This window comes from Flintibacter sp. P01028 (assembly GCF_041925235.1).
Classification (GTDB): Bacteria; Bacillota; Clostridia; order Oscillospirales; family Oscillospiraceae; genus Lawsonibacter; species Lawsonibacter aceti.
The window spans coordinates 246409-270625 of the sequence record NZ_JBHEVC010000006.1 but is presented as its reverse complement, the minus strand read 5'-3'; the positions used below and the strand labels follow the sequence as shown (position 1 = coordinate 270625).

At 54.0% G+C, this 24217-nt stretch carries 28 protein-coding genes and 1 riboswitch; of the genes, 12 read left to right on the top strand and 16 right to left on the bottom strand.

Features of this window, described 5'->3' with window-relative positions:
- The 11 genes from ACEVJK_RS11640 to ACEVJK_RS11590 all read right to left on the bottom strand — a co-directional run.
- The coding region (locus ACEVJK_RS11640; RefSeq protein WP_374740639.1) for a single-stranded DNA-binding protein at positions 1–401 on the bottom strand (401 nt) is incomplete at its 3' end.
- 149 nt (positions 402–550) lie between these two features.
- Positions 551–919, bottom strand: coding sequence for an HNH endonuclease (locus ACEVJK_RS11635; protein WP_374740637.1), 369 nt, complete (start codon positions 917–919; stop codon positions 551–553).
- Positions 912–1442: a hypothetical protein gene (locus ACEVJK_RS11630; protein WP_374740635.1), complete on the bottom strand. Its 531-nt coding sequence runs from the start codon at positions 1440–1442 to the stop codon at positions 912–914. Before ACEVJK_RS11630 ends, ACEVJK_RS11635 begins: the two co-directional genes overlap by 8 nt.
- On the bottom strand, positions 1439–2107 hold the full coding sequence (locus tag ACEVJK_RS11625) for an ERF family protein (RefSeq protein ID WP_374740633.1): 669 nt from the start codon (positions 2105–2107) through the stop codon (positions 1439–1441). Before ACEVJK_RS11625 ends, ACEVJK_RS11630 begins: the two co-directional genes overlap by 4 nt.
- Positions 2108–2115: 8 nt before the next feature.
- Positions 2116–2349 carry a hypothetical protein gene (locus ACEVJK_RS11620; RefSeq protein ID WP_329963060.1) on the bottom strand — a complete coding sequence of 78 codons (234 nt, stop codon included), beginning with the start codon at positions 2347–2349 and terminating at the stop codon, positions 2116–2118.
- Positions 2346–2519, bottom strand: coding sequence for a hypothetical protein (locus ACEVJK_RS11615; protein ID WP_374740631.1), 174 nt, complete (start codon positions 2517–2519; stop codon positions 2346–2348). Before ACEVJK_RS11615 ends, ACEVJK_RS11620 begins: the two co-directional genes overlap by 4 nt.
- Positions 2520–2603: 84 nt before the next feature.
- Complete coding sequence (locus tag ACEVJK_RS11610) at positions 2604–2801, bottom strand: hypothetical protein (protein WP_374740630.1); 198 nt, start codon at positions 2799–2801, stop codon at positions 2604–2606.
- Entirely contained in the window at positions 2785–2955 is a 171-nt protein-coding gene (locus ACEVJK_RS11605; RefSeq protein ID WP_374740629.1) for a hypothetical protein, read from the bottom strand. Before ACEVJK_RS11605 ends, ACEVJK_RS11610 begins: the two co-directional genes overlap by 17 nt.
- A 129-nt stretch (positions 2956–3084) precedes the next feature.
- The gene (locus tag ACEVJK_RS11600; protein WP_374740628.1) at positions 3085–3234 is read right to left on the bottom strand and encodes a hypothetical protein; all 150 of its coding nucleotides are present in this window, start codon (positions 3232–3234) and stop codon (positions 3085–3087) included.
- A 116-nt stretch (positions 3235–3350) separates the two neighbouring features.
- A complete protein-coding gene (locus ACEVJK_RS11595) occupies positions 3351–3569 on the bottom strand; it encodes a hypothetical protein (RefSeq protein WP_186852979.1) in 219 nt (72 codons plus the stop codon).
- Positions 3566–3727, bottom strand: a complete 162-nt coding sequence (locus ACEVJK_RS11590; RefSeq protein WP_374740627.1) for a hypothetical protein — start codon at positions 3725–3727, stop codon at positions 3566–3568. The genes ACEVJK_RS11595 and ACEVJK_RS11590 overlap by 4 nt, the downstream gene beginning before the upstream one ends.
- A gap of 1128 nt (positions 3728–4855) precedes the next feature.
- Here ACEVJK_RS11590 and ACEVJK_RS11585 point away from each other — a divergent pair.
- Positions 4856–5011 carry a hypothetical protein gene (locus ACEVJK_RS11585; RefSeq protein ID WP_374740626.1) on the top strand — a complete coding sequence of 52 codons (156 nt, stop codon included), beginning with the start codon at positions 4856–4858 and terminating at the stop codon, positions 5009–5011.
- A 38-nt stretch (positions 5012–5049) separates the two neighbouring features.
- On the opposite strand, the gene ACEVJK_RS11580 is transcribed toward ACEVJK_RS11585, so the two are convergent.
- Positions 5050–5313, bottom strand: a complete 264-nt coding sequence (locus ACEVJK_RS11580; protein ID WP_374740625.1) for a hypothetical protein — start codon at positions 5311–5313, stop codon at positions 5050–5052.
- 53 nt (positions 5314–5366) lie between these two features.
- On the bottom strand, positions 5367–5582 hold the full coding sequence (locus ACEVJK_RS11575; RefSeq protein ID WP_374740624.1) for a helix-turn-helix domain-containing protein: 216 nt from the start codon (positions 5580–5582) through the stop codon (positions 5367–5369).
- Positions 5583–5800: 218 nt separating this feature from the next.
- Here ACEVJK_RS11575 and ACEVJK_RS11570 point away from each other — a divergent pair, with 218 nt between their 5' ends.
- The 5 genes from ACEVJK_RS11570 (at position 5801) to ACEVJK_RS11550 (ending at position 9093) form a co-directional block, all read left to right on the top strand.
- Positions 5801–6163, top strand: coding sequence for a helix-turn-helix domain-containing protein (locus ACEVJK_RS11570; protein ID WP_374740623.1), 363 nt, complete (start codon positions 5801–5803; stop codon positions 6161–6163).
- Positions 6164–6169: 6 nt separating this feature from the next.
- Positions 6170–6598, top strand: a complete 429-nt coding sequence (locus tag ACEVJK_RS11565; RefSeq protein WP_374740622.1) for an ImmA/IrrE family metallo-endopeptidase — start codon at positions 6170–6172, stop codon at positions 6596–6598.
- Positions 6599–6647: 49 nt separating this feature from the next.
- The gene (locus tag ACEVJK_RS11560; protein ID WP_374740621.1) at positions 6648–7499 is read left to right on the top strand and encodes a hypothetical protein; all 852 of its coding nucleotides are present in this window, start codon (positions 6648–6650) and stop codon (positions 7497–7499) included.
- Between the two features lie 17 nt (positions 7500–7516).
- Positions 7517–7876, top strand: a complete 360-nt coding sequence (locus ACEVJK_RS11555) for a hypothetical protein (RefSeq protein ID WP_374740620.1) — start codon at positions 7517–7519, stop codon at positions 7874–7876.
- Between the two features lie 101 nt (positions 7877–7977).
- Entirely contained in the window at positions 7978–9093 is a 1116-nt protein-coding gene (locus ACEVJK_RS11550; protein WP_374740619.1) for a tyrosine-type recombinase/integrase, read from the top strand.
- Between the two features lie 815 nt (positions 9094–9908).
- On the opposite strand, the gene ACEVJK_RS11545 is transcribed toward ACEVJK_RS11550, so the two are convergent.
- Complete coding sequence (locus tag ACEVJK_RS11545) at positions 9909–10139, bottom strand: hypothetical protein (protein ID WP_147571240.1); 231 nt, start codon at positions 10137–10139, stop codon at positions 9909–9911.
- Between the two features lie 2 nt (positions 10140–10141).
- Positions 10142–10978 (bottom strand): RNA methyltransferase, encoded by an 837-nt coding sequence (locus ACEVJK_RS11540; protein WP_240287882.1) that lies wholly within the window; start codon positions 10976–10978, stop codon positions 10142–10144.
- A gap of 246 nt (positions 10979–11224) precedes the next feature.
- Between ACEVJK_RS11540 and ACEVJK_RS11535 the strand changes: the two genes are divergently transcribed.
- The 6 genes from ACEVJK_RS11535 to ACEVJK_RS11510 all read left to right on the top strand — a co-directional run bounded on the left by ACEVJK_RS11535 (position 11225) and on the right by ACEVJK_RS11510 (position 19088).
- Positions 11225–12658 (top strand): HAMP domain-containing sensor histidine kinase, encoded by a 1434-nt coding sequence (locus tag ACEVJK_RS11535; protein ID WP_240287884.1) that lies wholly within the window; start codon positions 11225–11227, stop codon positions 12656–12658.
- Positions 12651–13340 carry a response regulator transcription factor gene (locus ACEVJK_RS11530; protein ID WP_374740618.1) on the top strand — a complete coding sequence of 230 codons (690 nt, stop codon included), beginning with the start codon at positions 12651–12653 and terminating at the stop codon, positions 13338–13340. The genes ACEVJK_RS11535 and ACEVJK_RS11530 overlap by 8 nt, the downstream gene beginning before the upstream one ends.
- Positions 13341–13490: 150 nt before the next feature.
- On the top strand, positions 13491–15215 hold the full coding sequence (locus tag ACEVJK_RS11525) for an efflux RND transporter periplasmic adaptor subunit (RefSeq protein WP_374740617.1): 1725 nt from the start codon (positions 13491–13493) through the stop codon (positions 15213–15215).
- Position 15216: 1 nt separating this feature from the next.
- Positions 15217–15963, top strand: a complete 747-nt coding sequence (locus ACEVJK_RS11520) for an ABC transporter ATP-binding protein (protein WP_186852997.1) — start codon at positions 15217–15219, stop codon at positions 15961–15963.
- The gene (locus tag ACEVJK_RS11515; RefSeq protein ID WP_374740616.1) at positions 15960–17147 is read left to right on the top strand and encodes an ABC transporter permease; all 1188 of its coding nucleotides are present in this window, start codon (positions 15960–15962) and stop codon (positions 17145–17147) included. The genes ACEVJK_RS11520 and ACEVJK_RS11515 overlap by 4 nt, the downstream gene beginning before the upstream one ends.
- An 87-nt stretch (positions 17148–17234) precedes the next feature.
- A complete protein-coding gene (locus ACEVJK_RS11510) occupies positions 17235–19088 on the top strand; it encodes an S-layer homology domain-containing protein (protein WP_374740615.1) in 1854 nt (617 codons plus the stop codon).
- A 73-nt stretch (positions 19089–19161) separates the two neighbouring features.
- Here ACEVJK_RS11510 and ACEVJK_RS11505 read toward each other — a convergent pair whose 3' ends face one another.
- Complete coding sequence (locus ACEVJK_RS11505; protein WP_374740614.1) at positions 19162–23850, bottom strand: S-layer homology domain-containing protein; 4689 nt, start codon at positions 23848–23850, stop codon at positions 19162–19164.
- Positions 23851–23965: 115 nt separating this feature from the next.
- Positions 23966–24183, bottom strand: a riboswitch (cobalamin riboswitch).
- Positions 24184–24217 lie beyond the last annotated feature (34 nt).

Below are 24217 nucleotides of genomic sequence, written 5' to 3'. Positions count from 1 at the left end.
TCGGCCAGTTCAGAAAAGCCGTCCTGCTGGGGCTCCGGCGCTCCGTAGTCCCCGCTGGTGTTGGAGGTGTCCCCGCTCCGCTGAGAGTCCCCGAAGTAGATATGGTCGGCTACCACCTCCGCGCTGGTGCGCTTGTTGCCGTCCTTGTCCGTCCAGTCACGCATCTGGAGCCGGCCCTCCACAACAGCCATACGTCCCTTAGTAAAATAGCGGCTGACAAACTCCGCCGTGTTCCGCCAGGACACCACATCGATAAAGTCAGTGGTCCGCTCGCCGGTGGCCTTGTCCTTGAAATCCCGGTCTACGGCCAGGGAAAAGGAGGCCACGGGTGTGCCTGTCTGGGTACGCCTGAGTTCTGGATCGCGGGTCAGACGTCCCATGATGAATACTTTATTGAGCATTGTTATCCTCCAATCTGTACTCGGCGTAGCTCACCGCCTTGCCGTATCGGTTTTTTGCGCTGACAGTTGTTTTCCTGATTGAATACCCATGCTTCGGTAGCAACCCAAGTCCAAAAATGCCTGTGCCGGGTTGATAGAACCAAAATCCTTTATGTACTGGAGGACTTGCTCACACTGTCCCATTTGTGATACCTCACTTTCTCCTCGGTCCAGTCAGGATAAAAGCCTCTGAGATAGTTGATGATGTATGCCCTGATGTCCGCCTGGGAATGGAATCCAAGAGGCCGCAGCCGATCCATAAACAGCCCCTCGTCAAAAGCGTAGTGGCAGGGGCCGCACAGGGTAACGATGTTCTCCACCACCCCCATGCCGCCCTGGGAGCGGCGCACCACATGACAGTGGGGGCCTCCCGGAGCGCCGCAGAGGATGCAGGTGGCGGGACCTTGGGTGCAGTCCCGCGCGGCCACAGCGGCCTTGACACGGGCCGATATGGCTGTTTGTTTGGTCTGTTTATGCACGGCCCCACTCCTCCTTCATGGCCGCCAGCTTCTCAGGCGGCAATGTCTCAATGCCAAGGTCCTTGCAGTCTTGCACGATGCTGTCAATGAGCCGGGACATTTGCCTGGTGTTGTATCTGCTGGAGCCGTAATAGGCCCTGATAACCAGCCTGTCGCCGTCCTTGTCATAGCCAACCTGTTCCGTAGGCCACCCTGTCCCAAGCAGTTCCCATGCCACACGGAATGTATTTGCTTCATCCTCCGTCAGGGTAAAATCCTTAAACGGTCCGACTTCCCGTACCTTTTGTATGTAGAGTTCTTCCTTTGTTGTGTGAAGTGCGTCAGCCATTTTGTCCAGCAGCACCCAGCAGTAGTCATTTGCGTTCATGCTCCGCTTGTCCCGGTGCTGCTTGATCTTACAGTCATATAATTTGTTCTGTTTCTTTAGCACAAACTCCCTGGCCGGGGCGGTTTCGTTCACCTTCAGGCACAGCCACAGGCCGTCCTCCATTGAGATTTTCGACTGTGTGAAGGTTAGATTCATTTCGCCGCCTTCTTCCCGCACTTGATACAAAGTGGCTCCCCATACCTGGCTTTGGCCCGTTCCGCAATCGTCTCCGCCTTGATCAGCTCCTGTCCATCCCAGAAATCAGGGATCAGCATACCGCACCGCTGACATTTGATAGGGGTATCTCCTACAGGAGGGACACGCTCTCCGGGCTTGCCTGGTTCAACGTTGTACCCACCTCTGGTAACCTTTCCCTCGTCACTCCTGTTCTGGTCCGGATCGTCCCCGGTAATGATCTTGTATGCTTTGAGAAGGGCATATTTATCTCCATAGGTCATGGCCTTCCCTGGGGCCTTATCATTGCTGTCCACCCCGTCTCCGTAAGTGGTGATATCTACATAGTCAGCCGGGTCCTCCGTGTTGACAAACCGATATACTGTTTCTACCCGCATAAAAAACTTCGATATTTCGCTCTCTTGGCCGTTGTATACCTTCTTAGTGGTAATAATATCGCTGTCTATCACCTTTCTGGACAGAGGATAGCTGTACACCTTGTACTTCTGCTCCAGAGGTTTTACGGCGGCCAGAACATCCGCCTCACTCACCGCCTTATAGGAGCTTCGCCCCTCCCCTACCATCAGATTCTTTGCTACGGCGTTTAGCTCGCTGGTGATCGCCGCAAGCTTCTCATATATGTTCATACTGCCTCCTAATTCAGCCAATCTTCTAAGGTTTTAGCATTATAAAACTTTGCATAATCTGAAAATTCTCTTATCGTATCTGGATAGCCAGCTAGCAGCCACTTAATGATCTCTTCGCTGTATTCGTCGGCATACTCTTTTAGTATCTCTGGTGCATCTTGGTTTTTTTCTTTGATCCATGACGGATACCCCGTCCGCAGTGTGGCGGTGATATCAGGGTGCTCCAAGTCCATATCTCTCACAGAGCCCACCCCACCAGCAGGGAGCACATAAAGATCATGCTAGATACCACCAGGCACCGCCTCACAATGCGGTTCATGCGTGCCTCACGCTCCCGGCGGCACTGATAGCAATATTCTCTGGCGTCGTGGTTTCGCTCCACCAGAGAGCGTCCGTCCTCAATGTACTTCACTTTTTCCGCCTCTTTTCTATAAATTCCGCCACAGCGAGGGCGGTACAGATCACGATGCACACCATGCACACCACGGATAAAAACTCAAACAATTTTGATTCCTCCCAGTGTCATCAAATAGAACCACTGTTCTTGAGTAAGGCGTACCTCCTGCTCGTCCAGGAGCTTTGCAATAGAGCCATCGCCGCATCCGATCTCATGGGCAAGGCCCCTTTGTGAGAGTCGGTGCCGCTCCATAGCCCGCTGGGTGATACGGCGGATGACCTCATTCGGTGTCATCATCTGTCCGCCTCCCCATGTATCGAATTAAATCTTCGAATGTCATTCCATAAACCTGCTTGTTGAGCCAATCCATTTGGTTTTTGACTGACTCGCCGAGTTTTCCCAGTTCCTCAATGGTGTTTCTGCGTCCAATTTTTGTCTCTTTCTCTGCCATATTTTTTTCCTTTCCGGCTTGACAGAGAACAGATGTTCTAGTATGATATATCCATCAAGCCTAATTGCCTACTCAGTTAGGTTTGCCAGCCTCGTCAGGTGTGTCCAGCACCTGGCGGGGCGTTTTTATTTAAACAGGGTCTGGATACGCAAAATCAACTAGCCTCTTAAACTCCCGGAGATCCAGGTTGCCCTCTCGCTCTGCACGTTCAAGGACCATTTCTTTTAACTTCGGGCCCGCACCTTTTAGCGCATCCATATAATCCTCAAAACTAAACATATTTCCTCCTTGTATTCCGTCCCGCACCATGCTAAAATACAAGGCGCTAGGACTTGTCTGAGTTCTTCCGCCCTCATCCGTGCGCTACCACGGGTGGGGGCAATTATTTTGCGCTCTCATGCGCTCACACCCATGTCACGCACAATAGCGGATGCCACCATGTCCGCATCGTATTTCACCCTCTTTTCGCTCATTCTGATGCCGAATATCTGGTGGTTTTCCAGCCACTGCTTGGCCCATCTCTTGGTACAGCCCAGCTCTCGCCGGACATCTTCCAGGGTCATTAGACCGCCGTATATCTCCCTGAGTATTTTCGCTTTCTGTTTGGGGGTCATTGCGTTTCCTCCTTTCTGTCCGTTTTTCGTCGGACTATTGCATGTACGGCTCGAACAAAATCAGGATTGATCTCCATATCTACATTTACCCGCCGCTCTTGTATCGCTACTACAAGGGCGGCAATTTCTTCAGGTGTACCTTTCAAAATAGTTTCCATCTCTATCACCCCCTCACACGAGATTTTTCTACTTCGGCGTCGCACTCCAAATCTAACTCATCAACCAAAGTGGTAAGGAGCAACCTAGGATATTCGCCACCATCCTGCTCTAGCCGGAAATGCAAAGCATTTTTCTCCACTGGCACTCCATTAATGGAAATCTCTGTTATCGTGCCTTTTGACCGTATACTTACCTTGCTCAATCGGAAATCCCCCCTTTTACTATCCACTTTCGTGATTTATCAATTTCAATTAGCAATGGGAAAACTTTAAGTTATTCCTATTGGGCTCATTTAACATGCGAAAAGCTTATGTTCCAGAAGAGCGTAATGCTACAAAAAGTATCGTTGAGGAAGAGAGTAGAGATACAAGCAGGCCGCTTATTTCTTCATCTGAAACAGCGCAGATAAATATGTAACCCACTTCAATAACAGACAATAATAAAGCGATCCATTGAAATATGATATGCACCCCCTCCCCTATTCACCGTCCCGTTTTATTGGACAGGTTCTTTGCTACCATCTTCTGTAAGAAGATCGTCTATGGTGATGCTGTTCTTGTTAGCCTCTTCCTTACGTGTTACAATAAAGTCACGGAAAGGAGGGACAAAAATGCTTGACCCAAAAACTCGAAGGTTTCTCAAAGTTTTGCAATCTGAAGATGGGAAATGGGTTCCCAGATCGAACCTTACCTCCTATGGAATCAATGTCGATTCCTTGAACATAGGCCACCTATTAGATTTGAACTACATAAACGAAATTGTTCATCTGGAAGAACAGTACCGAATTACTCCAACCGGGGAATCTGCTTTGCTTGAACACAAGCGAGCCTGGAGGAGTGATATAAAGTCAACCATTGCTCTGATTTTGTCCGCTATTGCAATCCTGGTCTCATTGGTTGGGTTACTTACATCCGGGCAGCCAGAGCCGCCAATGCAAGGACGACAGCAACAACAGACACAGCAAGCGATACATCGGGAAGAATATCGTGCCAGCGTCTGGGATTTCTTTCCCGCATAAAACCACCTCCTCTCTTATTCGCCATCAATTCGTAGTCGGAAGGAAACTTTCGTTTTACCTCCGTTCTGCCCTGTGGTAGAATGGCAATAGAAGGGAGGTGAAACACTTGGTGGAAAAAGTTACATGCACCTTAGATGAGGAGCGTGTCCGTTTGGAGGAAGAAGGATATGTGGTAGTGTCCGTTGGTTACTTCCCCGAAAACGGAAAGCCATTTTACATGATGGAACGTGGTTCCGATTGGAGTCAAAAACTAGGGAGCCAGTGACTTTGTAAAGCCGTTCTGCGTTGCCGCGCAGGGCGGTTTTACCTTTTCATATTCCCTTCCACAAGGTACAAATCAGCGCCAATCTTGCTTGCATCAAAAAGTAATTTCCCATCTGCACCTGTGGCTACTCCATCGCTTACTGGAATAACTCGAACATTATCCAAGTCAATTTCCTCGTAGCTGCTTCCGATTTCCAACCCATGTGGAACCGGGATATATATGCTCACCAGGTCCCCGCGCTTGTGCGGTTGCGCCGCCATATTTGAGATCGCTTCATTGGCTCTTTCAACAAAATCATTCATTCTTCTCACTCCCTCTACTGTGCTCATATTGCTTCACTACCCAAAAGTCCGGTTTAACACCCACTGTCTGTGGTATTCTGAAACTGCACAGAAGTAATCTGGACAAGTGCCTCCTTAAAGCGTTGGGCGGCTCCGTCCGGTTCTCTATGCCCGTTCAAAACCATGCTTACATACTCCGGTGTCACCCCAAGATGTTCCGCCAGTTGCTTCTTGGATACGCGCGCTAGGTGCATTTCACCAATTAGATCCGCCGTCCATTGTGCAGGCATACAAAGTTCACCTCCATAGACTATTTTGGTTGAATTTCTTAAACAACTGTGTTATTATCAACTTGCCGGAATCAAATAGCACCCCACAGTGGGATTGTGTTGTCTAAGTGGTTCAACTATATCTGTATTTTAGTCTAATCACTTAAACTTGTCAACCCCTTTTTGTCTATTTGCTTAAACTTGGTGGTGCTGCACAAATTTTGACAAGGGGTATTGGCATGTTTTACGAAAGATATGTATCTCTGTGTACTAGGGAAAAAATCTCCCCATCTACTGCCGCAGTCAAGGCGGGGTTTAACAAGGGAACCGTAAGTGTGTGGAAAAAGAAGTATGAAGCGGGCCAAGATGTCGTGCCCGAACAAGAGATTATAGATAAAATCTGTGCCTTTTTTGGATGTTCTGAATCTTGGCTTCGTGGAATAGAAAAAGCGCCCACCCAAGAGGGTGAGCATGAAATAAGCTTTGATGACTTCACTTATGCGTTTTATGAAGAGTCTAAGGATCTCCCGGAAGAGAAAAAGAAAATGCTTCTTGATATGGCCCGATTTATGAAAGCGGATTTAGAAAAAGAGAAAGGGTAATGGCCTATGGACAGGCTCTTGGCGCTTTATCAGAAACTTAGCAAAGCTGGGACTAGATTCTATATATGGGATTTGGAAAAAGATAAAGCCGTCACTTTAGAAGTAGACGGAACTTACGGAATATTTATGGACTTCGATAATATCACTTCTTCCTCCGAAGAAGCTGTTGTCGTTGCTCATGAAGGAGGTCACGCATCCACAGGAGCCACACACAAAGTATGCAGTCCATTTGACTTAGTAGAGAAACATGAGCACAAGGCATGGAAGTGGGCCATCAAAAACTATATATCCGAAAATGATTTAGACGATGCTGTCGCAAGCGGATATACAGATATTTATTCTCTGGCAGAACATTTTTGTGTAACCGAAGATTTTATGAAAAAAACTGTTTGTTGGTACACCCACGGGAATTTAGCAACCGAGCTTTATTTTTAGTAACCAAACCGCCGGAGGGCGGAAAAAGATAGAGAGAGGGAGAGCGGAAATGAAAACCTGGAAACTGGTATCTGGAATCATCTCCATTGTACTCAGCGCAGTAGTCGTATATCAGTCAAGAGCAGCTTCAATTATAGACCGCATAGCTAACAATTTATTAAATGCCGGAAGTTATAGCGGCACTATCGGTTATATTGTTGCACTCCTTATGGTCGCTGGCGGTATCGTGTCTATTGTAACTAGGAAGGGCAACAAAGCCGGCGATATAGCAATTATCGTGCTATTTGGTATTGCTGCTCTACTTGGCTATACAATGGGTGGCATTTATGTAGATCTTATTGTTTGGTCAACATGGTGTGTCGCATGTGCTGTAGTAGCTATTATCTCGCTTTTGAGAAAACCGGAGGCCGTGCAAAAAAGGACTGCTCCTGCTCCAAGATTATCTGAACAAGGCTCCTCTCTAGTTCAATGCCCATTTAATTACACCGCCAAAGACATGGTCAGAGCGGAAGCTATGTCCAGCTATGTAACCCGCTTTGAATTTAATTTTGGTCTTGCAGAAGGAGATTGTTCTAAGCTTTTCTCTTTTGTAGAGCGTGCTGTTTCTCCTGATGTCGAAGTTGTCAGTGCTTTTATCGCAAAGAAAAATGGAACGCCGTGCGCTTGTGCTATGGCTATCAGCAAATTGATTATTGCGGATGATTGGGAAACCAGAACTATTCAGACTTTAGACATATCAGGTTTTACATACGAAAACGGGACGCTAACTGTCAAGAACAAAGAGGGCGATATCATCCTTTCCGTTTCCACCCAAAGAGGACAGGCGGTCTGTGATGTATGCAATCGATCTTTGAGCGCCTGTAAAGAAGAAATTGAAAGCACTAAAAAAGTTATGGTATGACCACAGGAGGAAGTCTTATGTTAGAAGAAAAAGATCTGCAAGCTATCGCACAGTTGATGGAGAGACAGAAACAGGACATCATGTCTGAGACGAAGGGCTTGTTGGCCCAGCAGAAGCAGGAGATCATGTCTGAGACAACGGGTCTGCTGGCCCAGCAGAAACAGGAGATTTTGGACGAAACCACCCAGCGCATGAAGGTCCTTCTGGATACAGAAGTCACTCCGAAATTCAATCTGCTGGCGGAAAATCAAAAAATCATGCTGGATAAATTAGCGCCGAAGAGTGAGTTAGAAGAGCTACGCAGTGAGGTTTCCGTTTTGAAGCTCGCTATTCGGAGCATAAATCAGGAGATTGCGGAACTGAAAAAGGCACAATAAAAATCCCCGCTCCAGTGTTGGCGCACCGGAACGAGGACAAGGGGCAGAAGCTTTGCGGGCACTCTGCCCCTCCATTTTATTAGAACGGAGGGAAAAAGTCAATGTCTAAAGATTATATCCGAAAAACAGCCAGGTACAACGGAAAGAAGTACGAGGCTACTGGAAAAACTGAATTAGAGGCCATGACAAAGCTGGCCGAGAAAATCGCCGCCGCCAAGCGTGGTGAAGAAGTCGTAGGCGGATCTATGACTGTAAGTGCGTGGTACATAGAATGGAAAAGGACCTACAAGGACCCAAAGGGCCTCACCTCAAAGAGCCTTAGTATGTATGATGAAAAATTTAACGGTTATATAAAGCCAGCCATCGGATATATGAAGCTAAGAGAAGTTAAGGACGTACACCTTCAACGTATATTAAATGGACAGGCCGGAAAGTCAGCTTCTCATGTCAAAAAAATTCGCATGGTTCTCCAGGAAATGTTCAAAAGAGCTAGACAGTCTAGGCTCATTCCATATGATCCAGCGGAACTGTTAGCGCTGCCACACGTCAAAGAGGGAAGGCGCCGATCCATTACCGAGGAAGAAAGAACTGCAATCTTGGCTGTAGCGGAATACCATCCTTCTGGCCTTTGGATACTCACTCTGTTATACACAGGCATGAGGCCGGGAGAAACAGCTGCTCTTACTTGGTCTGACGTAGATTTTAAGCACAACGAGATACATATACACACAGCAAAAGAAAGTGGTTCCACGACCATCAAGGGGCCAAAAACGGCCTCTGGAGTGCGTGACATCCCAATACACTCCAAACTCCTTCCAAGACTATTAGAGGCTAGAGGCGATCTGTTTGCTCCAGTATTTCCTAACGCAAAGGGCGGACGTATGGATGACGATACTATGTATCGGCGTTGGCGCTCATTCTGCCGGGAGTTGGACATCTACATGGGAGCTGAAGTTTATCGGAACCAGATCATAGAAAGCAAATTATCTGATGACCTTACACCATATTGCCTACGTCATACATTTTGTACAGACTTGCAAAAAGCTGGTGTTCCTATCAACGTAGCGAAAGAGCTTATGGGACATTCTGACATATCTATAACAGCTAATATTTATACTCACCGGGACAACTTGATTTTGCACCAAAATATTGCGCTTTTGGACGGAAGTGGTGGAAAAGATGGTGGAAAAAATTTTTCTAGTAGCTCGAATACATAGAGCGACAGCCATTTTTTAATTTTTTGCGCACTGACTCTGACTCTGTTTGTGAGGGTTCGAATCCTTCTCCCGCTGCCACGTCGGAGCAAACGTTATGTCGTTTGCTCCGACTTTTCTATTTAAAATTCAGAGCGCACTCATTTTGTTCCTCCTCTTTTCCAAACCGAACCCGCTGTCACTGGGCTTCGATCTGGGTCCATCGCTTTACAGCGGTTTGGTCTTATGATGAGAAAACGCCTGTTTTACCGTCCTTTACAAGCTAGAACCCCTGAAAGTGCTAAAAAGCACTTTCAGGGGTTTTTTACTGATCAACGCTATTTTTTTCGCCTGTTGGTATTGAAACAAATCGGCTATTCTACCATTCTACCATCTTATGTATATTCTGTGCAATTTTCCTCTCCTTATTCTCAGCATCGTATATCTCTTTGTTTACGGTGTAGTGAGCAAGCAGGCCAAGAAAAGAAAGGGAGCAAAGGCTTAATCTTCTCATATCAGATACTGGGACAGTTGAGTGATGATAGTTTCATTGACAGGCCCAACACAATACTCAGCAGCATATGATCTTAACCCGGCCTCCCCGCATCTCCAAAATTAGGATTATCTTACAGATAGAATCTCGAAACGCAAAAACGTTACACTTAAACGGCGACAAGGAAAAATATAATTTCATTATATGGAAGCAAACAGCAGATATATCCGTATGCCCTTCTCATACCTTCCCAGCTCTCAGGATCAGCTGGACGTTTGACTTGAGCTCTGCCGAATTGTCGGCAGCTGCGCTTTCGCATGGAGGTTTAAATACGTCAGAATGTTTTTTAGTCCTGCCCCAGCTCATCCAGGCGGTCCTGCAGCTCGTCCACCAGGTCCTCCAGCTCCTCATGGAGCTCTCCCCAGCGTTCGTGTTCCTCTGTACCCATATGCTCTGGTTCCTGTCCGTCTAACCGGTCTATCTGATCCCTCACCCGGTCCAGCCAGGCCAGGAGCGCCCTCCGGTCCAGGCCTTCCGGGGCCTCTCTGCCACCGCGGAAGGTGATAATATCCGCCATATTTACCCCTTCTTTTTCACCCGCAGCTGCCAAAAGGCCACCGCGCTGGCTGCTGCCACGTTGAGAGAGTCCACCCCGTGTCCCATAGGGATGCATACCGTATCGTCACACCCGGCCACTGTGGCAGGAGCCAGGCCATCCCCCTCTGTTCCCAAGACCAGGGCCAGCTTGTCCTCCGCCATCAGGCGCGGGTCCTCAATGCTGATTGCCCTGCTGTCCAAAGCCAGGGCCGCTGTCCGGAAGCCCAGCTCTTTCAGCCGTTCCAGTCCGGGCCTGGGCCACTGGGAGGCGTCGCTCCCAATCCAGGTCCACGGGATTTGGAAGACAGTACCCATACTTACCCGGACCGCCCTGCGATGGAGCGGGTCGCAGCAGGTAGGGGTGACCAACACGCCGTCCAGGTCCAGCGCCGCCGCCGAACGGAAAATCGCCCCCACATTGGTCGCGTCCACGATCCCCTCCAGGACGGCGATTCGGCGGGCGCCGGCGCACACCTTCTCCACCCTGGGCAGTACCGGACGTCCCATGGCACACAGCATCCCCCTGGTGAGGTGATAGCCGGTCAGCGCCGTCAAAATCTGGTCGTCCGCGGTGTAGACCGGCACCTCCCCGCACCGCTCTATAAGAGCCCGCCCCGCTCCCTCCAAATGTTTGTGTCCCATCAGCAGGGCGATGGGCTGACAGCCGCTGTCCAGAGCATGTCCAATCACTTTGGCGCTCTCCGCGATAAAGATCCCCTTTTCCGGCTCTCTCCGGCTACGAAGCTGCCCCTCTGTTAGTCGGGCAAAGAGATCCAGCTCTGGCGCCCTCCAGTCCGTTATCTCGATCACATGGGCCATCGTTCCGCTCCTCCAATGTTTAGGAAGGGAGGTCAGCCCCGCTTGTCCCGCCGGTTCTCCCCTCGTTTCTGTCATTTTACCACAGCCCGCCACAGGGTACAAGGGCCACCTAGGACGCTGCCCTATACCAGTCCACCCCGCCGCCCGGCAGCGTATCTGTCCGAATTTGTAAAAAGTTTAGATTTTCCCCCTTCTTTTTTTACAAACAGGCACTATAATAAAATCATTATTATGGGAGGTGTCTGTATGAGCATCAAGCGACACCTATTTTTCTATAATACTATATCGGTGTTTACGGCTCTGGTGGTCATGTTGCTGGTCAGCGGGGTAACCACCCACTTTACCGCAGAAAACTACCGGCGGCAGAGTATGGCATCCATGGACGTGACTGCTACCATTGAGGTGCAGGAACTGCTCCAAGGGGAGGAAATCATACGAAAAGACTGGCCCGCCCTGGACCATCAGCTTCGGACACGGGGATATGCACTGACCGTCACCACGCAGGAGGGGGATCCTGTATTCTCCTCTTTGGATCCGGCCCAGGACCGGCTATACCATGAGGTGGGCCAGGAAGCGAACTGGGTGGAGGCCACCCCTATCACTATCCAGAGTGCTGATATGGTCATGGTAGGCACAATCAGCGACAACTACTCGGTTGTATCAGTCTCCACCCCCGCCATGCCCATGTTTCTGGGCAGCAAGAGGCCCCCGGCTGAGATTGCCGTCCTTTCCATGGTCCTTAGCGGAATGGCTGCCATTGTCGTTATCGTGGCGCTCAATCTGCTGTTTACCCGCCGGCAGGTCAGAAGGCTGCTGGCACCGGTGGACGCCCTTGCCAGGGCTGCCCGTCGTGTGGAGGAGGGGGACTTCTCCCAGCCGGTGGACTATGGCGGACAGGATGAGTTCTCCTCGGTGTGTACCGCCTTTAACCAGATGCAGGAGCACCTGTTGGCCGAGCGGGAGAAGTCCGCGGCCTATGAGCGGGCCCGCACCGATCTGGTATCTGGTATCTCCCACGACCTCCGCACCCCCCTCACCTCGGTCAAAGGATATATCAAGGGACTGCGGGACGGGGTGGCCCAAACTCCCGAGCGCCAGCTCCAGTATCTGGATATCGCCTACCGCAAGGCCTGTGATATGGACATACTGCTCCAACGGCTATTTGATTTCTCCCGCCTGGAGACAGGGAACCTCCCCCTCTTTCCCGAGCCCGCCGATCTGGGGGACTTTGTATCCCACTTTGTCCAGGAGGCTGGCCAGGAGTTGGAACAGGAGGGCGGCCGGGTGGAGCTCCACATGATCCCCTCCGCTCACCCGGTGTCTATGGACTCAGAGCAGATCTACCGGGTACTGAACAATCTGAAGGACAACGCCCTTCGGTACGCCGGGGCCAATCCGCTAATCCTCACCCTGACCGTATGGCGGCAGGGCGACATGGAATGCGTCCGCTTCGCTGACAATGGTCACGGGGTAGCGCAGGAGTGTCTGCCCCGCCTGTTTGAACGGTTTTGGCGGGAGGACCAGGCCCGGAGCAGCCAGAACGGCGAGGGCAGCGGCCTGGGGCTGTATATCGCCAAATGCATCATCGAGGCCCACGGAGGGACTATCCGGGTTAAAAACGACGGGGGGCTGGTCTTTGAGATCGCCCTGCCCCGAAGGGAGGACGACTGCCATGGCTAAACTTCTGCTGGCTGAGGACGACCAGGCTATCTCTATGTTGGAGCGGGACTATCTGGAGATGGAGGGCTATGAGATCACGGCGGTAGACAACGGACAGGCCGCCATCACAGAGGCACTGAAGGGGGAGTATGACCTGATCCTGTTGGATCTGATGCTCCCTGGCTGCAATGGGTACGACGTTTGCCGTCTCATTCGGGACAAAATAGACATTCCCATCCTGATGGTGACTGCCCGTACCGACTCAGTAGACAAGGTCCGGGGGCTGGGTCTTGGGGCGGACGACTACATCGCCAAGCCTTTTGACCCGGCGGAGCTGGTGGCCCGTGTCAAATCCCATCTGGCCCGCTATGCCCGGCTTACCGGCGGCCAGGAGGAACAGGAGGCCCTCACGGTTGGGGATCTCCGTATCCTGCCCCAGAGTTGGAAGGTTTTTAAAGGGGAGCGGGAGGTCAAGATGCCCAACCGGGAGTTCGCTCTGCTGAAATTTCTAGCGGAGCACCCCAATGTGGTCTTCTCCAAGGAAAAGCTGTTTGAGGCCATCTGGGGCTGTGACTATCTGGGGGACAGCGCCACTGTCACCGTCCACATCGGCCGCATCCGGGACAAGGTGGAGGACGACCCAGCTCACCCCACACTCATCGAAACCGTATGGGGCGCAGGCTACCGCCTAAACCGGCAATAACTGATAAAACGCCGCTGAGAAGTCTATCGCTTCTCGGCGGCGTTTGAAATTGTTTGAGTCCTGTTTATCTTTTGTTGTGATTTTCTCCTCCCCCCGTTCAAATTTGTTAGATACACTGGACCTACCTTATGTTGGAAAGGACAGTGTCCCATGATGAAGTTACCGGTTTTATTGAAGCGAGAAGTCCCGTCACCGGAGGATACCCCTCCCAAGTCGGGCTCCAGTCCGTGGAAAAAGAGACTGCTGAGGAAAAGGGTACTGATCCCCGCAGTGGCCTGTGTGGTGGCCCTCTCTCTGGGGATACACTTTTTCGGGGGCGGCCAGACCGCCCTGGCCGCCGACTTGACCTATACCACCGCGGCGGTGGAGCGGCGGGATATCACCTCCGAGATCACCGGAAGTGGGTCTCTGGAGGCGGCCAACTCCTATTCCGTCACCTCCCTGGTGGATGGCACCATCCTCGCTGACTATTTTGAGGAGGGGGATCAAGTGAACGAGGACACTGTTCTCTACGATATCGACAGCTCTGACATGGCCAGCTCTCTGGAGCAGAGTGAGATCTCTCTGAGTCAGGCCCAGCGCAGCTACAACAATAAGTTGAAGGACCTGGCTGACCTGACCGTCATCGCTCCCAAAGCAGGACAGGTGGTGGATATCGCCGTGGAGGCAGGGGACGATGTGAGCGCGGGGCAGACCGTCGCCACCATCCGGGACTCAGACACTATGACTTTGAAGGTCCCTTTCCTGGCCGATGAGGCAGCCGGTTTCTATGTGGGCCAGAGCGCCCAGGTCACCCTGGACAGCACCTTTGAAGTGCTGAATGGCACAGTCACGGAGGTATCTGGCGTGGATCAGGTGCTGACAGGCAACGTCATTGTCCGGGATGTGACCATACAAGTCAGCAATCCTGGCGGTTTGTCCACCAGCCAGACAGGCTCTGCCACAGTGGACGGCTGCGCCAGCGCCAGCGGAGGCAGCTTCTCCTATCTGGCAGAGCGGTCAGTAACTGCCGAGGTCTCTGGCACTGTCGCCAGCATCCACGTCAGCGAGGGCGACCGTCTCTCCCAGGGGGGAGCTATCCTCACGCTGACCAGCGATAATCTGGAGGATGAGCTCCAAAGCGCCGCCGAGGCTTTGAGAAATGCGGAGCTTTCTCTGGAGAGCCGGTATGACCAGCTGGATAACTACACCATCACCTCCCCCATCTCCGGCACTGTCATCGACAAGAACTACAACGCGGGGGAAAACATCGAGACTGGTCAGACCCTGTGCTCCATCTACGACCTATCCTATCTTACCCTGACGCTTAATGTGGATGAGCTGGACATCTCCAATATCCAGGTGGGGCAGCAGGTGCTTATCACCGCCGAAGCGGTGGAGGGCCGGACCTACACAGGAGTAGTCACCAAGGTCAGTGTGGCCGGCACCTCCTCCAGCGGGACCACCACCTATCCGGTCACCATCCGCATTGACGAGACAGACGGTCTTCTCCCCGGCATGAATGTGGATGCCACCATCACACTGGACAGCGCCGGCGGCGTACTGGCCATTCCCAGCGCCGCCCTTAACCGGGGGAACACCGTTCTGGTCACCGCCGACTCCCCCAGCGCCGCCAATGGCACTCTGATGGAGGGCATCGGCGGGGACAGCGAACAGTATTATTCCGTCCCTGTGGAAGTAGGCGTCAGCGACGACAGCTACATTGAAATCATCTCCGGCCTGCAGGAGGGGGACACCGTGGCCTATATCCCAACCACCTCCTCGGGCAGCTTCGAGATGGGCAGCATGATGATGATACCTGGCGGAGGCATGGGCAGCGTTACCATCAGCGGCGGGCCCGGAGGCGGTATGAGCGGCGGGCCTGGAGGGTTCTGATATGAGCGCACTGATCACCTTTCAGAACGTCTGCAAGTATTACCATATGGGGGATGCCACGGTAAAGGCCGCCGACCACATCTCCTTTGAGATCTGCAAGGGGGAATTCGTGGCCATCGTAGGTTCCTCCGGTTCTGGCAAGTCCACATGTATGAATATCATCGGCTGCCTGGATGTACCCTCGGAGGGCACCTACCTCCTCCAGGGCCGGGATGTGGGCCAGATGAACAAAAATGAGCTGGCAGAGATTCGGAACGAGATGCTTGGCTTCATCTTCCAGCAGTACAATCTCCTGCCCAAGCTGAATCTGCTGGAAAATGTAGAGGTCCCGCTGATGTACGCCGGGGTGTCTAAGGGGGAGCGCCGGGAGCGGGCCCACCAAGCGCTGGCCCAGGTGGGGCTGGACGACAAGTGGCGCCATAAGCCTATGGAACTGTCCGGCGGCCAGCAGCAGCGGGTATCTATCGCCCGTGCTTTGGTCGGCCATCCCTCTGTCATTCTGGCCGATGAGCCCACCGGAGCGTTAGACTCCCGCACTGGGCGGGAAGTGCTGGCCATGCTCCAGGATCTCCATGAACAGGGTCACACCGTAGTGCTCATCACCCACGACAACTCCATCGCCGTCCAGGCCCAGCGAATCATCCGTCTGGAGGACGGACATGTGGTATATGACGGCCCCTCCGACGATCCGGAGGCGGTAGTCACCCCCCGGGCCGCCGGAGCAAGGAAAGGGGGACAGCCCCAATGAGAATCACCGAATCTCTCTCCCTAGCGCTGAAAAATATCGTGTCCAGTAAGACCCGGACCCTCCTCACCATGCTGGGCATCATCATCGGTGTGGCGGCGGTCATTGTCATCGTGGGCCTGGGAAACGGCCTGGAGGGCTATGTGGCCGACAGCTTTGCGGACATGGGGACCAACACCCTCACCGTATCTGTCCAGTCCCGCGGAGCCACCCGGACTATGGAGGTAGAGGATATGTACCAGATCGTGGATCAAAATCCCGACTATCTGGACCTGTGCTCCCCTACCGTGTCCATGATGGGGGTCAAGATCGGTACGGATCTCACCTCTACCTCCGCCACCGGGGTCAGTGAGGACTATTTCAGCATCAAGGGCTACACGCTCTCCCAGGGCCGGGGGTTACAGTACAGCGACATCGCTTCCCGCTCCAAGGTCTGCGTAGTCGGAGCTTATGTCAACCAAGCCTACTTCGGGGGCAGCGCCGTGGGCCAGACCCTGCGGGTCGGTGGACAGGCGCTGACCATCGTGGGAGTTCTGGACCAGCAGGCGGAAACCATGGAGGAGGGAGGAAGCGACGACTGCCTCTTCCTCCCCTACTCCACCGCCGCCCGTCTGGGGGGTGGACGGGTTTCCAGCTATGTCATCACCATGGTGGACGAGAATCTGATGGACGCCAGCCAGTCTGCCCTGGAATCGGCCCTGCGCAGCTTTTTCGGCAGTGATGACTATTACACAGTCGTTACCATGTCCGAGCTGCTGGACTCCATGACCAGTATGATCAATATTTTAGTGGGTGTGCTGGCTGGGATCGCCGCCATCTCCCTGGTGGTGGGAGGCATCGGCATTATGAATATTATGCTGGTATCCGTGACCAAGCGCACCCGTGAGATTGGCGTACGAAAATCTCTGGGGGCCAAGGAGCGGTATATTATGGAGCAGTTCGTCATCGAGGCGGCGGCCACCTCCGCTCTGGGAGGCGTCATCGGCATCGTTCTAGGCTATCTCCTGTCCGCGGGAGCCACGGTGGCGGTGGTCCGGCTGATGGGCGAGGCCCTCACCGTGTCCCCCACCCCCACGGCGGTATTGGCGGCCTTCGGCATCTCCGCTGGTATCGGCGTTTTGTTCGGTTACCTCCCGGCCAAGAAGGCCGCCCGCCTCAACCCCATTGACGCGCTGCACTACGACTAAACCAGGGTGGAGCGTGAAGAACAGTATGGAAACAGCTTGTATATGGAGTCTCTTCACTCTCCACTCTCATCAAAAGGAGTTTTTACGATGAAATTAACTCGCCTTCTCTCCACTCTGCTGGCCGCCTGCCTCTCCATGTCTCTGCTGTGCACAGGCTCCCTCGCGGTCAGCGACAGTGCGAAACTAGAGACCATCCAGGTGTTGGGCATCCTGTCCGGGGACGGCTCCGGCAATCTGAATCTGTCCAGTTCTGTCACCCGGGCCCAGTTCGTCACTATGATGGTGGCCGCCTCCAGCCATAAGGATGCGGTGGGAAGTTACGGCAGCTCCCTGTTTAAAGACCTGAAGGGGGACCACTGGGCCAGCCCCTATGTGAAAGTGGCGGTGGAGCAGGGTTGGATGTCCGGTTATGTGGACGGCACCTTCCGCCCGGACCAGGGCATCACCTTGGAGGAGGGCTGCACAGCCCTTCTGCGCCTGCTGGGCTATGATTCCAGCACACTAACCGGGGCCTACCCCACGGCTCAGTTGTCCAAGGCCAGTGCCCTGGGGCTGCTGGACGACGTAGGCGCTGTCCAAGGTCAGCAGCTCACCCGGCAGGACTGCGTAGACCTGTTCTACAATGCACTCACCGCCCAGAACAGCGCCGGGACGATCTACGGCACCACACTGGGCTATACTGTCACCAATGGACAGGTGGACTACTCGGCCCTGGTGACCGCAGATACCAAGGGCCCCTATGTGGCGGAGAGCGGTGCTCTCTCCCTCTCTTTTACCCCCTCGTCCGTATACTACAACGGGGCTCTCTCCTCTCTCTCCTCAGTCCAGCAGTATGACGTATACTACTATAACGCCAATATGAGAACTGTCTGGATCTACCACGACCGGGTAACCGGAACGCTCACCGGCGTCTCCCCCAGCAAGAGCGCCCCCACCTCCGCCACCGTGGCCGGGGTGAGCTACGACATCGGCACTTCCGAGGCCACTTATCAGCTCTCCAGCCAGGGCTCCTTCCAGGAGGGCGATCTGGTCACCCTCCTGTTGGGCATGAACGGCGAGATCATATCTGTGCTGGACGCCCAGGAGAGCGAAGCGACCTATTATGGCAGTGTGGTATCCAGTGTCAAGGGGGCCTCCAGCTCCTCCACCAGTAGCTCCTCCACCACCAGCGCCCAGGTGACCACCCAGGTAGCCTGTACCGACGGAGTCGTGCGCACCTTCTACCATAGTGGCTCCGCTTTAAATACAGGCCGTCTGGTCACGGTGTCAGTCACTCAATCCGGGACCAAGGTGACTTCTCTGTCCAACAAAAAGTTGGAGGGGAGCGTGAGCAAGGACGGCAGCAGCTTCGCTGGCCACGACTTCGCGGACGGAGTCCAGATCCTGGACACCGACGAAAATGGCGGCTACGCCCGTATCTACCCCTCCCGCCTGGCGGGCGCCAAACTGTCTGGTGACGACGTGCGCTACTACAGCCTGGACGCCAATGGAGATATCGACCGCCTGGTCCTCCATGAGGTCACTGGAGATACCTGGGAGTATGTCTATGTGAGCAGTGTAGTAAACAACTCCTCTGACATGAATATCTCCGCCTCCTACACCTATGTCCAGGATGGGCAGACCCAGACGCTGAACAGCAGTAAGCTTTACAGCGTCAAGAGCGGCGGCGCGGCCATGATCTATGAGGACGGCCAGGTGAGCTCCATGCGTCAGTTGTCCTCTGAAACGTTGGACAGCGTGTCCTCCCTGTCCGCCATGGCCGGCAATCAGGAATATGCCCTGGCAGAGGATGTTCAGGTCCTGCTTCGGGACGGCTCAAAATACTATCAGACATCCCTGTCCCAGATCAACGGCGAAGGTTACCGGCTCACCGGCTGGTACGACAACCTGGGCTGTCCCGCCGGAGAGCGCATCCGCATTATCGTGGCTACTCCCCGCTGATCTCCCTCTTCTTTATACGAAAATGGCCGGGCAGGATAAAATCTCCTGCCCGGCCGGTTCTTTTCTGTTCACGTCACCGCAGCATCAGGGCAACCAGTTGACGGAGCATCACAGCCGCCTCGGCTCTGGTGGCGGTGCCTCCAGGGGCCAGTGTCCCGTCCGGACGTCCGCTTAGGATGCCGCTGTCCACTGCCCAGGCCACCGCCTCCCGTGCCCAGGCGGACACGGAGCCGCTGTCCGTAAAACTGGTCAGCGTATCCCGCCCGCTGGTGACCATATCCAGTGTTTCAGCATAACGGAACAGCATCAGGGCGAGCTGTTCTCGGGTAACGGGGTCGTCCGGTCCGAAACGGCCGTCGCCATAACCGGAAATGATGTTCTCCCCAGCGGCCCAGGAGATGCCTTGGGCGTACCAGGCTCCCTCCGCCACATCGGCAAAGGGAAGGTCCGCTGTTTTTTTCTCTGGCTCCTCCAACTGGAAGAGGACCGTGGCCAGCATCCCCCGGCTCAAGGTCTGCCCAGGGGCGAACTGGTCCTCGCTCACGCCGGAGAACAGCCCACGGCCCGCCACGAAGTCCACCGCCGAGCTGTACCAAACTCCGTCCGCCACGTCGGAGAAGGCGCTCTCATAGTCCACCAGCTTCACAGTGGCCCCCTCCTCCAACAGGAAGACGGCCTTTCCATCGCTGACCAGGGACTTCTTCACCACTTCCTCCCTGCCGTCAGCGTGGACGATGACCACCAGCTTGTTTTCCTCCGCCTGATCAATGACCACCCTCTGGAGGCCCTCGCTGTCTTCGGGGAGGGTGACGGTGTAGGTGCCGTCAGACTTATTTTCCTCCACCTCAACGGAAGTCTGGCCCGATTCCCCCTTCCCGCCGGAAGCTCCGCCGCTTGAGGGGCGGTGGTAATCCGGGTCCACCTTGCTGGCGTCCTCGGTGTAAAACACCTGAATCTCATCCCCGCTGTGGAGGGAGCAGCTCCCCATGTACACGTCGGGAAATTCTCCGTTTACCAGATACATCCAGCCGGAGTCCTCGCCATGCTCCTTCTCCCGCAGGGAACCCCGAGGGCCGGAGATGGACACGATGTAGGTGCCGCGGCTTCGCTCCGCCGTGTAGCCGTACTCATCCAGCATCTCGGTGAACACATCGTAGACTGTGTAGGTCTCGCTCAGTCCACTCAGGGCAGTAGTTCCGATCCACTCCTCGCCATCCAAGCCGGACAGGGAGAAGGTGACGTTGTCGATGGTGTCCACCACGGCTGTGGTATTGGTTGGGTCCGCGGTGCCCCGAACCAGCAGCTTCAGGCCGGGCAGGACGGCCTCATTTACCGCCGCTCTGGCGGCAAACGCGGCGACGGCCTGGGAGGTATCTGCGGTGACCTCCTGGTAATACAGGTCGGCCAGTTCAGCATACTTCGCATATTTCACGGTATCGCGCTGGTACAGCTCACCGTATTTGCCCAGCGTTTCGCTGGACAGATAGCTGGTGATGATGACGTTCTTAGGTTCTTCCTGCCGGGTGACCAGCAGGTTCTCGTGGCTGATGACGTTGGGGTTGCTGGATTTGAACAGCCGCCATGCCTCCAGCTCCTCCCACCCCTTGATGGGGGTTGGGACGATGCCATAGCCCTTCATGTCCTTCATATCCCGGACCCAGACCAACTCGCCGTTTTCCTCATAGACCTCCTGGAAGGGGGACAGGTCGGTGGTAATGTTGTCGATAGCCTCGTTCTCTCCCCGTATGCCGTTGAAGTAGTTGGCCTTGACCTTCTCCATCAGCGCCAGCTCGTCATCGATCTCCTTCTGTGTCAGGGCGGGGACCTCGATGGCAAAGGACCGGGCGGCGGTGACGCTGGTTTCATCGTCGTGGAGAGTGACCGTTATGGTGACCTCCGCCGGCTCCTCCCCCACTCCGGGGCGGTACACCCAGAGCCGGGCGGCATTGTTCACACCCGGAGACTGGATGACCTCCTCGTGATCGCTGGACAGGGTGACAGGCATATACTTTCCGTCTACGCCGAAGTCCCGTGTGGTGGGCAGCTGGATATCGTTGATGGCTGTGTAGACGCCGCCCTCGTCCGGAGTCAGCCTCTCACCGGTCAGGGCGTCGGAGAGGCCCTTAGCCGCGAAGCCCTGGTCCAGCTTGGTTAGCAGCTCCTGTTCGATTTCGGCATACTGATCCCCGTCCATAGCTGGAACGGTCACTTCAAATGTATTGACAAGTTCAATGGGGGCTTCCTCGCCAATGACATCGTTGGTATACTGGAACGTAAATTTGGCCGTGAGGATAACGGTCTGATCTTCCTCCCCGCGGCGTACCACACCTACATAGGGGTTAAAGAGCGTGTCGGCAGTATTCTGGTTTTCTCTGCTGATGGAGATAGCTTCCTCGTTGTCAGACTCCCAGGATATCTGGGTCCAGTATTTCTTGTCCACCACCTTGGGCAGGGTGAGGTTTTCGGTGACAGCCAAGCCGTCTCCGCCTCCGATGGAGGAAAGGGTGACCTGGCTCATGATCTCCTCGCTCATAGCCGCCCTGACCTTGGCTGCATCCCAGTAAAGGATAACCGGCACATCGGAGAGCGTGGCGGCCGCCCCATCCTTCTCCAGCGTAAAGGTCACCTTGCAGCTTCCAAATTTGACGGCCGGAACCGTATTGGGGTCCTTATAAAAATAAGTGATGTCGCCGTTATCGCCAATACCTGCCCCTCCGTAGACTTCGGTGACAGACGCGACGGAGACGGTGATGTCATCAAAGCCCTTCTCCGCCAGATCGGCCAACACCATGCGGTTGAGGTTGGTGTCCGTGTCGTAGACCGGGCAGAGCCTGTAATCGTCGCTCAGGGCGGTAATGGCGTGCTGCAGTTCATTTTGTTTGTCCTCATCTGCGGCGGTGTCGGACCAAACTACAATTTTGTACAACGTATTGTAGAAAGCATCGTTGTATGTATATTTTGCAGACAGAGTTACAGTCACCGTCCCCTGAGTTGGGCGGATGACGGTACCGTCTGCCGCGATCACATCATTAAACCCGCCCCACTGGATCTGGGCAGTAATCCCGTTTTCTGTGACCACAGCGGGAAACTCCAGCTTGGTATCCTCTTTGATCTCGTCAGGCAGTCTATTTTCCTGATAGGCCACCGGGTACAGCTTGCCGTGGTCGGCAGTACGGACGGTTGCCTGGTGATCCTGGCAGCTGTGAATCACCCTGCCGCCGCAGGTGATCTCAACCCCGATTTTATATTTCTGGTCTTCTGCTCCAAAATCATCTTCCGAAATGGTATAGGTGGCTTCCGTGGCCCCGGCGATTGGATGAGAGGTGGGATATGCGGCCATAGGCTCATACTTGTACCACTGATATTTCATCTCCAGTCCGGGATACTGTTCCGGGGAATAGGTGCCGCCGCCCTCGATGTTAAGGGCAGCTTCTACCGTCTGCCCTACGGCCACCGCGCCGGGCTGACTTATATTTTGAATGGTGACAGTTGTAAAATGCGGGATCACCGTCAGGGTATAGTCATCTGTGTACTCCTCCCCATCGTAGGTCACCGTGGCTGTTACATTCACCACGCCGCCCTTGCCGGCGGTGACCACATAGCCTTTCACATCGCTGTCCTGGGTGGTTTCCACCCAGGCGGCCGCCCCTTCATTGCTGGCGGAAAAGCTCCACTGGACCTCTGGGGTCTCGTCCCCCATATTCTGATAGTCTACATAGAGAATGGTATCATTTTTGTCGCCGCCGCCCGTCTGTACCCAAATTGTATCGCCGTTGGTAGAGCGGATGGAAATACTGGGCTCGGGGGGCTTGGGAGTATTCCCAGCCTGCCAGACGAGGATTACATTACCCTCTGCATCGGTGGTGAAGGCATCGCCCAGCAGAGAAGCGTCGATTGGAAGATCAGAGTTGTCAAAGCAGTTGAACAGTTCGCCGTTGAAGCCGCTGATGGCATCCGATGTGGTAAAGCAGTTGCGAATCGGGGTAGTTGAATATACCTGCCCGACGATACCCCCGGCCCTGTTGGAACCGGAGATTGTGCCGGTGCTATAGCAATTTTCAATGCTTGTCCCATTGGCGGAGCAATAGCCTAGAATGCCCGCCGCCGCGCCGCCTCTGATGTCTGCGGTGTTGGCACAGCCTGAGACGCACACAGATCCGCTGTTGACCCGCCCAATGATGCCGCCGGCCCCCGCATTTACTCCGGTCTTGGAAGACTGGACGCTGCCAGAAAAGGAGCATCGCTCGATGGTGACAGTGCCGCTGGTCTTGCCAACAATGCCGCCAACATAACCACTCTTGGTTGCTGACACCGTTCCTTCAACCTTCAGATTTTTAATCGTTGCACCGTTGATTGTCCCAAACAGACCGACACCGCCAGAACTACTGCTATTGATATTCATTCCGCTGATGGTGTGCCCATTGCCATCAAAAGTTCCTGCAAAACCATCACTTGGATATGCAACATTTCCAATCGGAGTCCAGTCACTGCTCAATGTAATGTCATTGGCCAGATAAAATGTGATACCGGACATATTGTAGGTGCCACTTGCATCATCGTCTTTCACCGCATTCGCTAATGCTTTCAGACTTTCCTCAGAACTTATTTTGAACGCTTTATCTGTACCCATTGACTCCCACGATTCGAACTCTGGCAGACTGGTGGTACCGCCCTCCTCCGCCCACGCCGTCCCCGGCAGCAGGCCCAGCGCCATGACCAGGGTGAGTAGCAGGCTCAAGGCCCTTGTCCTTATTTTCCTCATCAAATCTCCTCCATTTCTCTCATTCAAAACTCAAATAATATAAAAAACGGCCGCGGCAGACCATAACAGGACTGCCGCGGCCGACTTTTCCCGCGGTGCATTTGGGCATACCAATGCCCTGTCATATAAACACCATAGGTCTTCCGGCTTGTGGGGTGTGGAGCACCGCTCCGCGCCTGTCGCTCCGCCTTCTCAGGATCGCTCCCAATGACCGGCTCACGCCATGAACGACAGCCTCCCCCGCATACGGCAACGGGTATTGCTCCGGGTTCTCACCGGATTCCCTCATCCCCGCCTCTGCCCAAAGCAGACACGAGGTCATGATGCTTTTTTTGTCATTATAAAATGATGTTCCGTCCTTGTCAAT

What these genes read in the sequence shown, in the direction of transcription:
- ACEVJK_RS11630 (WP_374740635.1), bottom strand. Translation starts at nt 1,442, where the DNA reads ATGAATCTAACCTTCACACAGTCGAAAATCTCAATGGAGGACGGCCTG.
- ACEVJK_RS11625 (WP_374740633.1), bottom strand. Translation starts at nt 2,107, where the DNA reads ATGAACATATATGAGAAGCTTGCGGCGATCACCAGCGAGCTAAACGCC.
- ACEVJK_RS11610 (WP_374740630.1), bottom strand. Translation starts at nt 2,801, where the DNA reads ATGATGACACCGAATGAGGTCATCCGCCGTATCACCCAGCGGGCTATG.
- ACEVJK_RS11605 (WP_374740629.1), bottom strand. Translation starts at nt 2,955, where the DNA reads ATGGCAGAGAAAGAGACAAAAATTGGACGCAGAAACACCATTGAGGAA.
- ACEVJK_RS11600 (WP_374740628.1), bottom strand. Translation starts at nt 3,234, where the DNA reads ATGTTTAGTTTTGAGGATTATATGGATGCGCTAAAAGGTGCGGGCCCG.
- ACEVJK_RS11595 (WP_186852979.1), bottom strand. Translation starts at nt 3,569, where the DNA reads ATGACCCCCAAACAGAAAGCGAAAATACTCAGGGAGATATACGGCGGT.
- ACEVJK_RS11590 (WP_374740627.1), bottom strand. Translation starts at nt 3,727, where the DNA reads ATGGAAACTATTTTGAAAGGTACACCTGAAGAAATTGCCGCCCTTGTA.
- ACEVJK_RS11580 (WP_374740625.1), bottom strand. Translation starts at nt 5,313, where the DNA reads ATGAATGATTTTGTTGAAAGAGCCAATGAAGCGATCTCAAATATGGCG.
- ACEVJK_RS11575 (WP_374740624.1), bottom strand. Translation starts at nt 5,582, where the DNA reads ATGCCTGCACAATGGACGGCGGATCTAATTGGTGAAATGCACCTAGCG.
- ACEVJK_RS11570 (WP_374740623.1), top strand. Translation starts at nt 5,801, where the DNA reads ATGTTTTACGAAAGATATGTATCTCTGTGTACTAGGGAAAAAATCTCC.
- ACEVJK_RS11565 (WP_374740622.1), top strand. Translation starts at nt 6,170, where the DNA reads ATGGACAGGCTCTTGGCGCTTTATCAGAAACTTAGCAAAGCTGGGACT.
- ACEVJK_RS11560 (WP_374740621.1), top strand. Translation starts at nt 6,648, where the DNA reads ATGAAAACCTGGAAACTGGTATCTGGAATCATCTCCATTGTACTCAGC.
- ACEVJK_RS11555 (WP_374740620.1), top strand. Translation starts at nt 7,517, where the DNA reads ATGTTAGAAGAAAAAGATCTGCAAGCTATCGCACAGTTGATGGAGAGA.
- ACEVJK_RS11550 (WP_374740619.1), top strand. Translation starts at nt 7,978, where the DNA reads ATGTCTAAAGATTATATCCGAAAAACAGCCAGGTACAACGGAAAGAAG.
- ACEVJK_RS11545 (WP_147571240.1), bottom strand. Translation starts at nt 10,139, where the DNA reads ATGGCGGATATTATCACCTTCCGCGGTGGCAGAGAGGCCCCGGAAGGC.
- ACEVJK_RS11540 (WP_240287882.1), bottom strand. Translation starts at nt 10,978, where the DNA reads ATGGCCCATGTGATCGAGATAACGGACTGGAGGGCGCCAGAGCTGGAT.
- ACEVJK_RS11535 (WP_240287884.1), top strand. Translation starts at nt 11,225, where the DNA reads ATGAGCATCAAGCGACACCTATTTTTCTATAATACTATATCGGTGTTT.
- ACEVJK_RS11530 (WP_374740618.1), top strand. Translation starts at nt 12,651, where the DNA reads ATGGCTAAACTTCTGCTGGCTGAGGACGACCAGGCTATCTCTATGTTG.
- ACEVJK_RS11525 (WP_374740617.1), top strand. Translation starts at nt 13,491, where the DNA reads ATGATGAAGTTACCGGTTTTATTGAAGCGAGAAGTCCCGTCACCGGAG.
- ACEVJK_RS11520 (WP_186852997.1), top strand. Translation starts at nt 15,217, where the DNA reads ATGAGCGCACTGATCACCTTTCAGAACGTCTGCAAGTATTACCATATG.
- ACEVJK_RS11515 (WP_374740616.1), top strand. Translation starts at nt 15,960, where the DNA reads ATGAGAATCACCGAATCTCTCTCCCTAGCGCTGAAAAATATCGTGTCC.
- ACEVJK_RS11510 (WP_374740615.1), top strand. Translation starts at nt 17,235, where the DNA reads ATGAAATTAACTCGCCTTCTCTCCACTCTGCTGGCCGCCTGCCTCTCC.
- ACEVJK_RS11505 (WP_374740614.1), bottom strand. Translation starts at nt 23,850, where the DNA reads ATGAGGAAAATAAGGACAAGGGCCTTGAGCCTGCTACTCACCCTGGTC.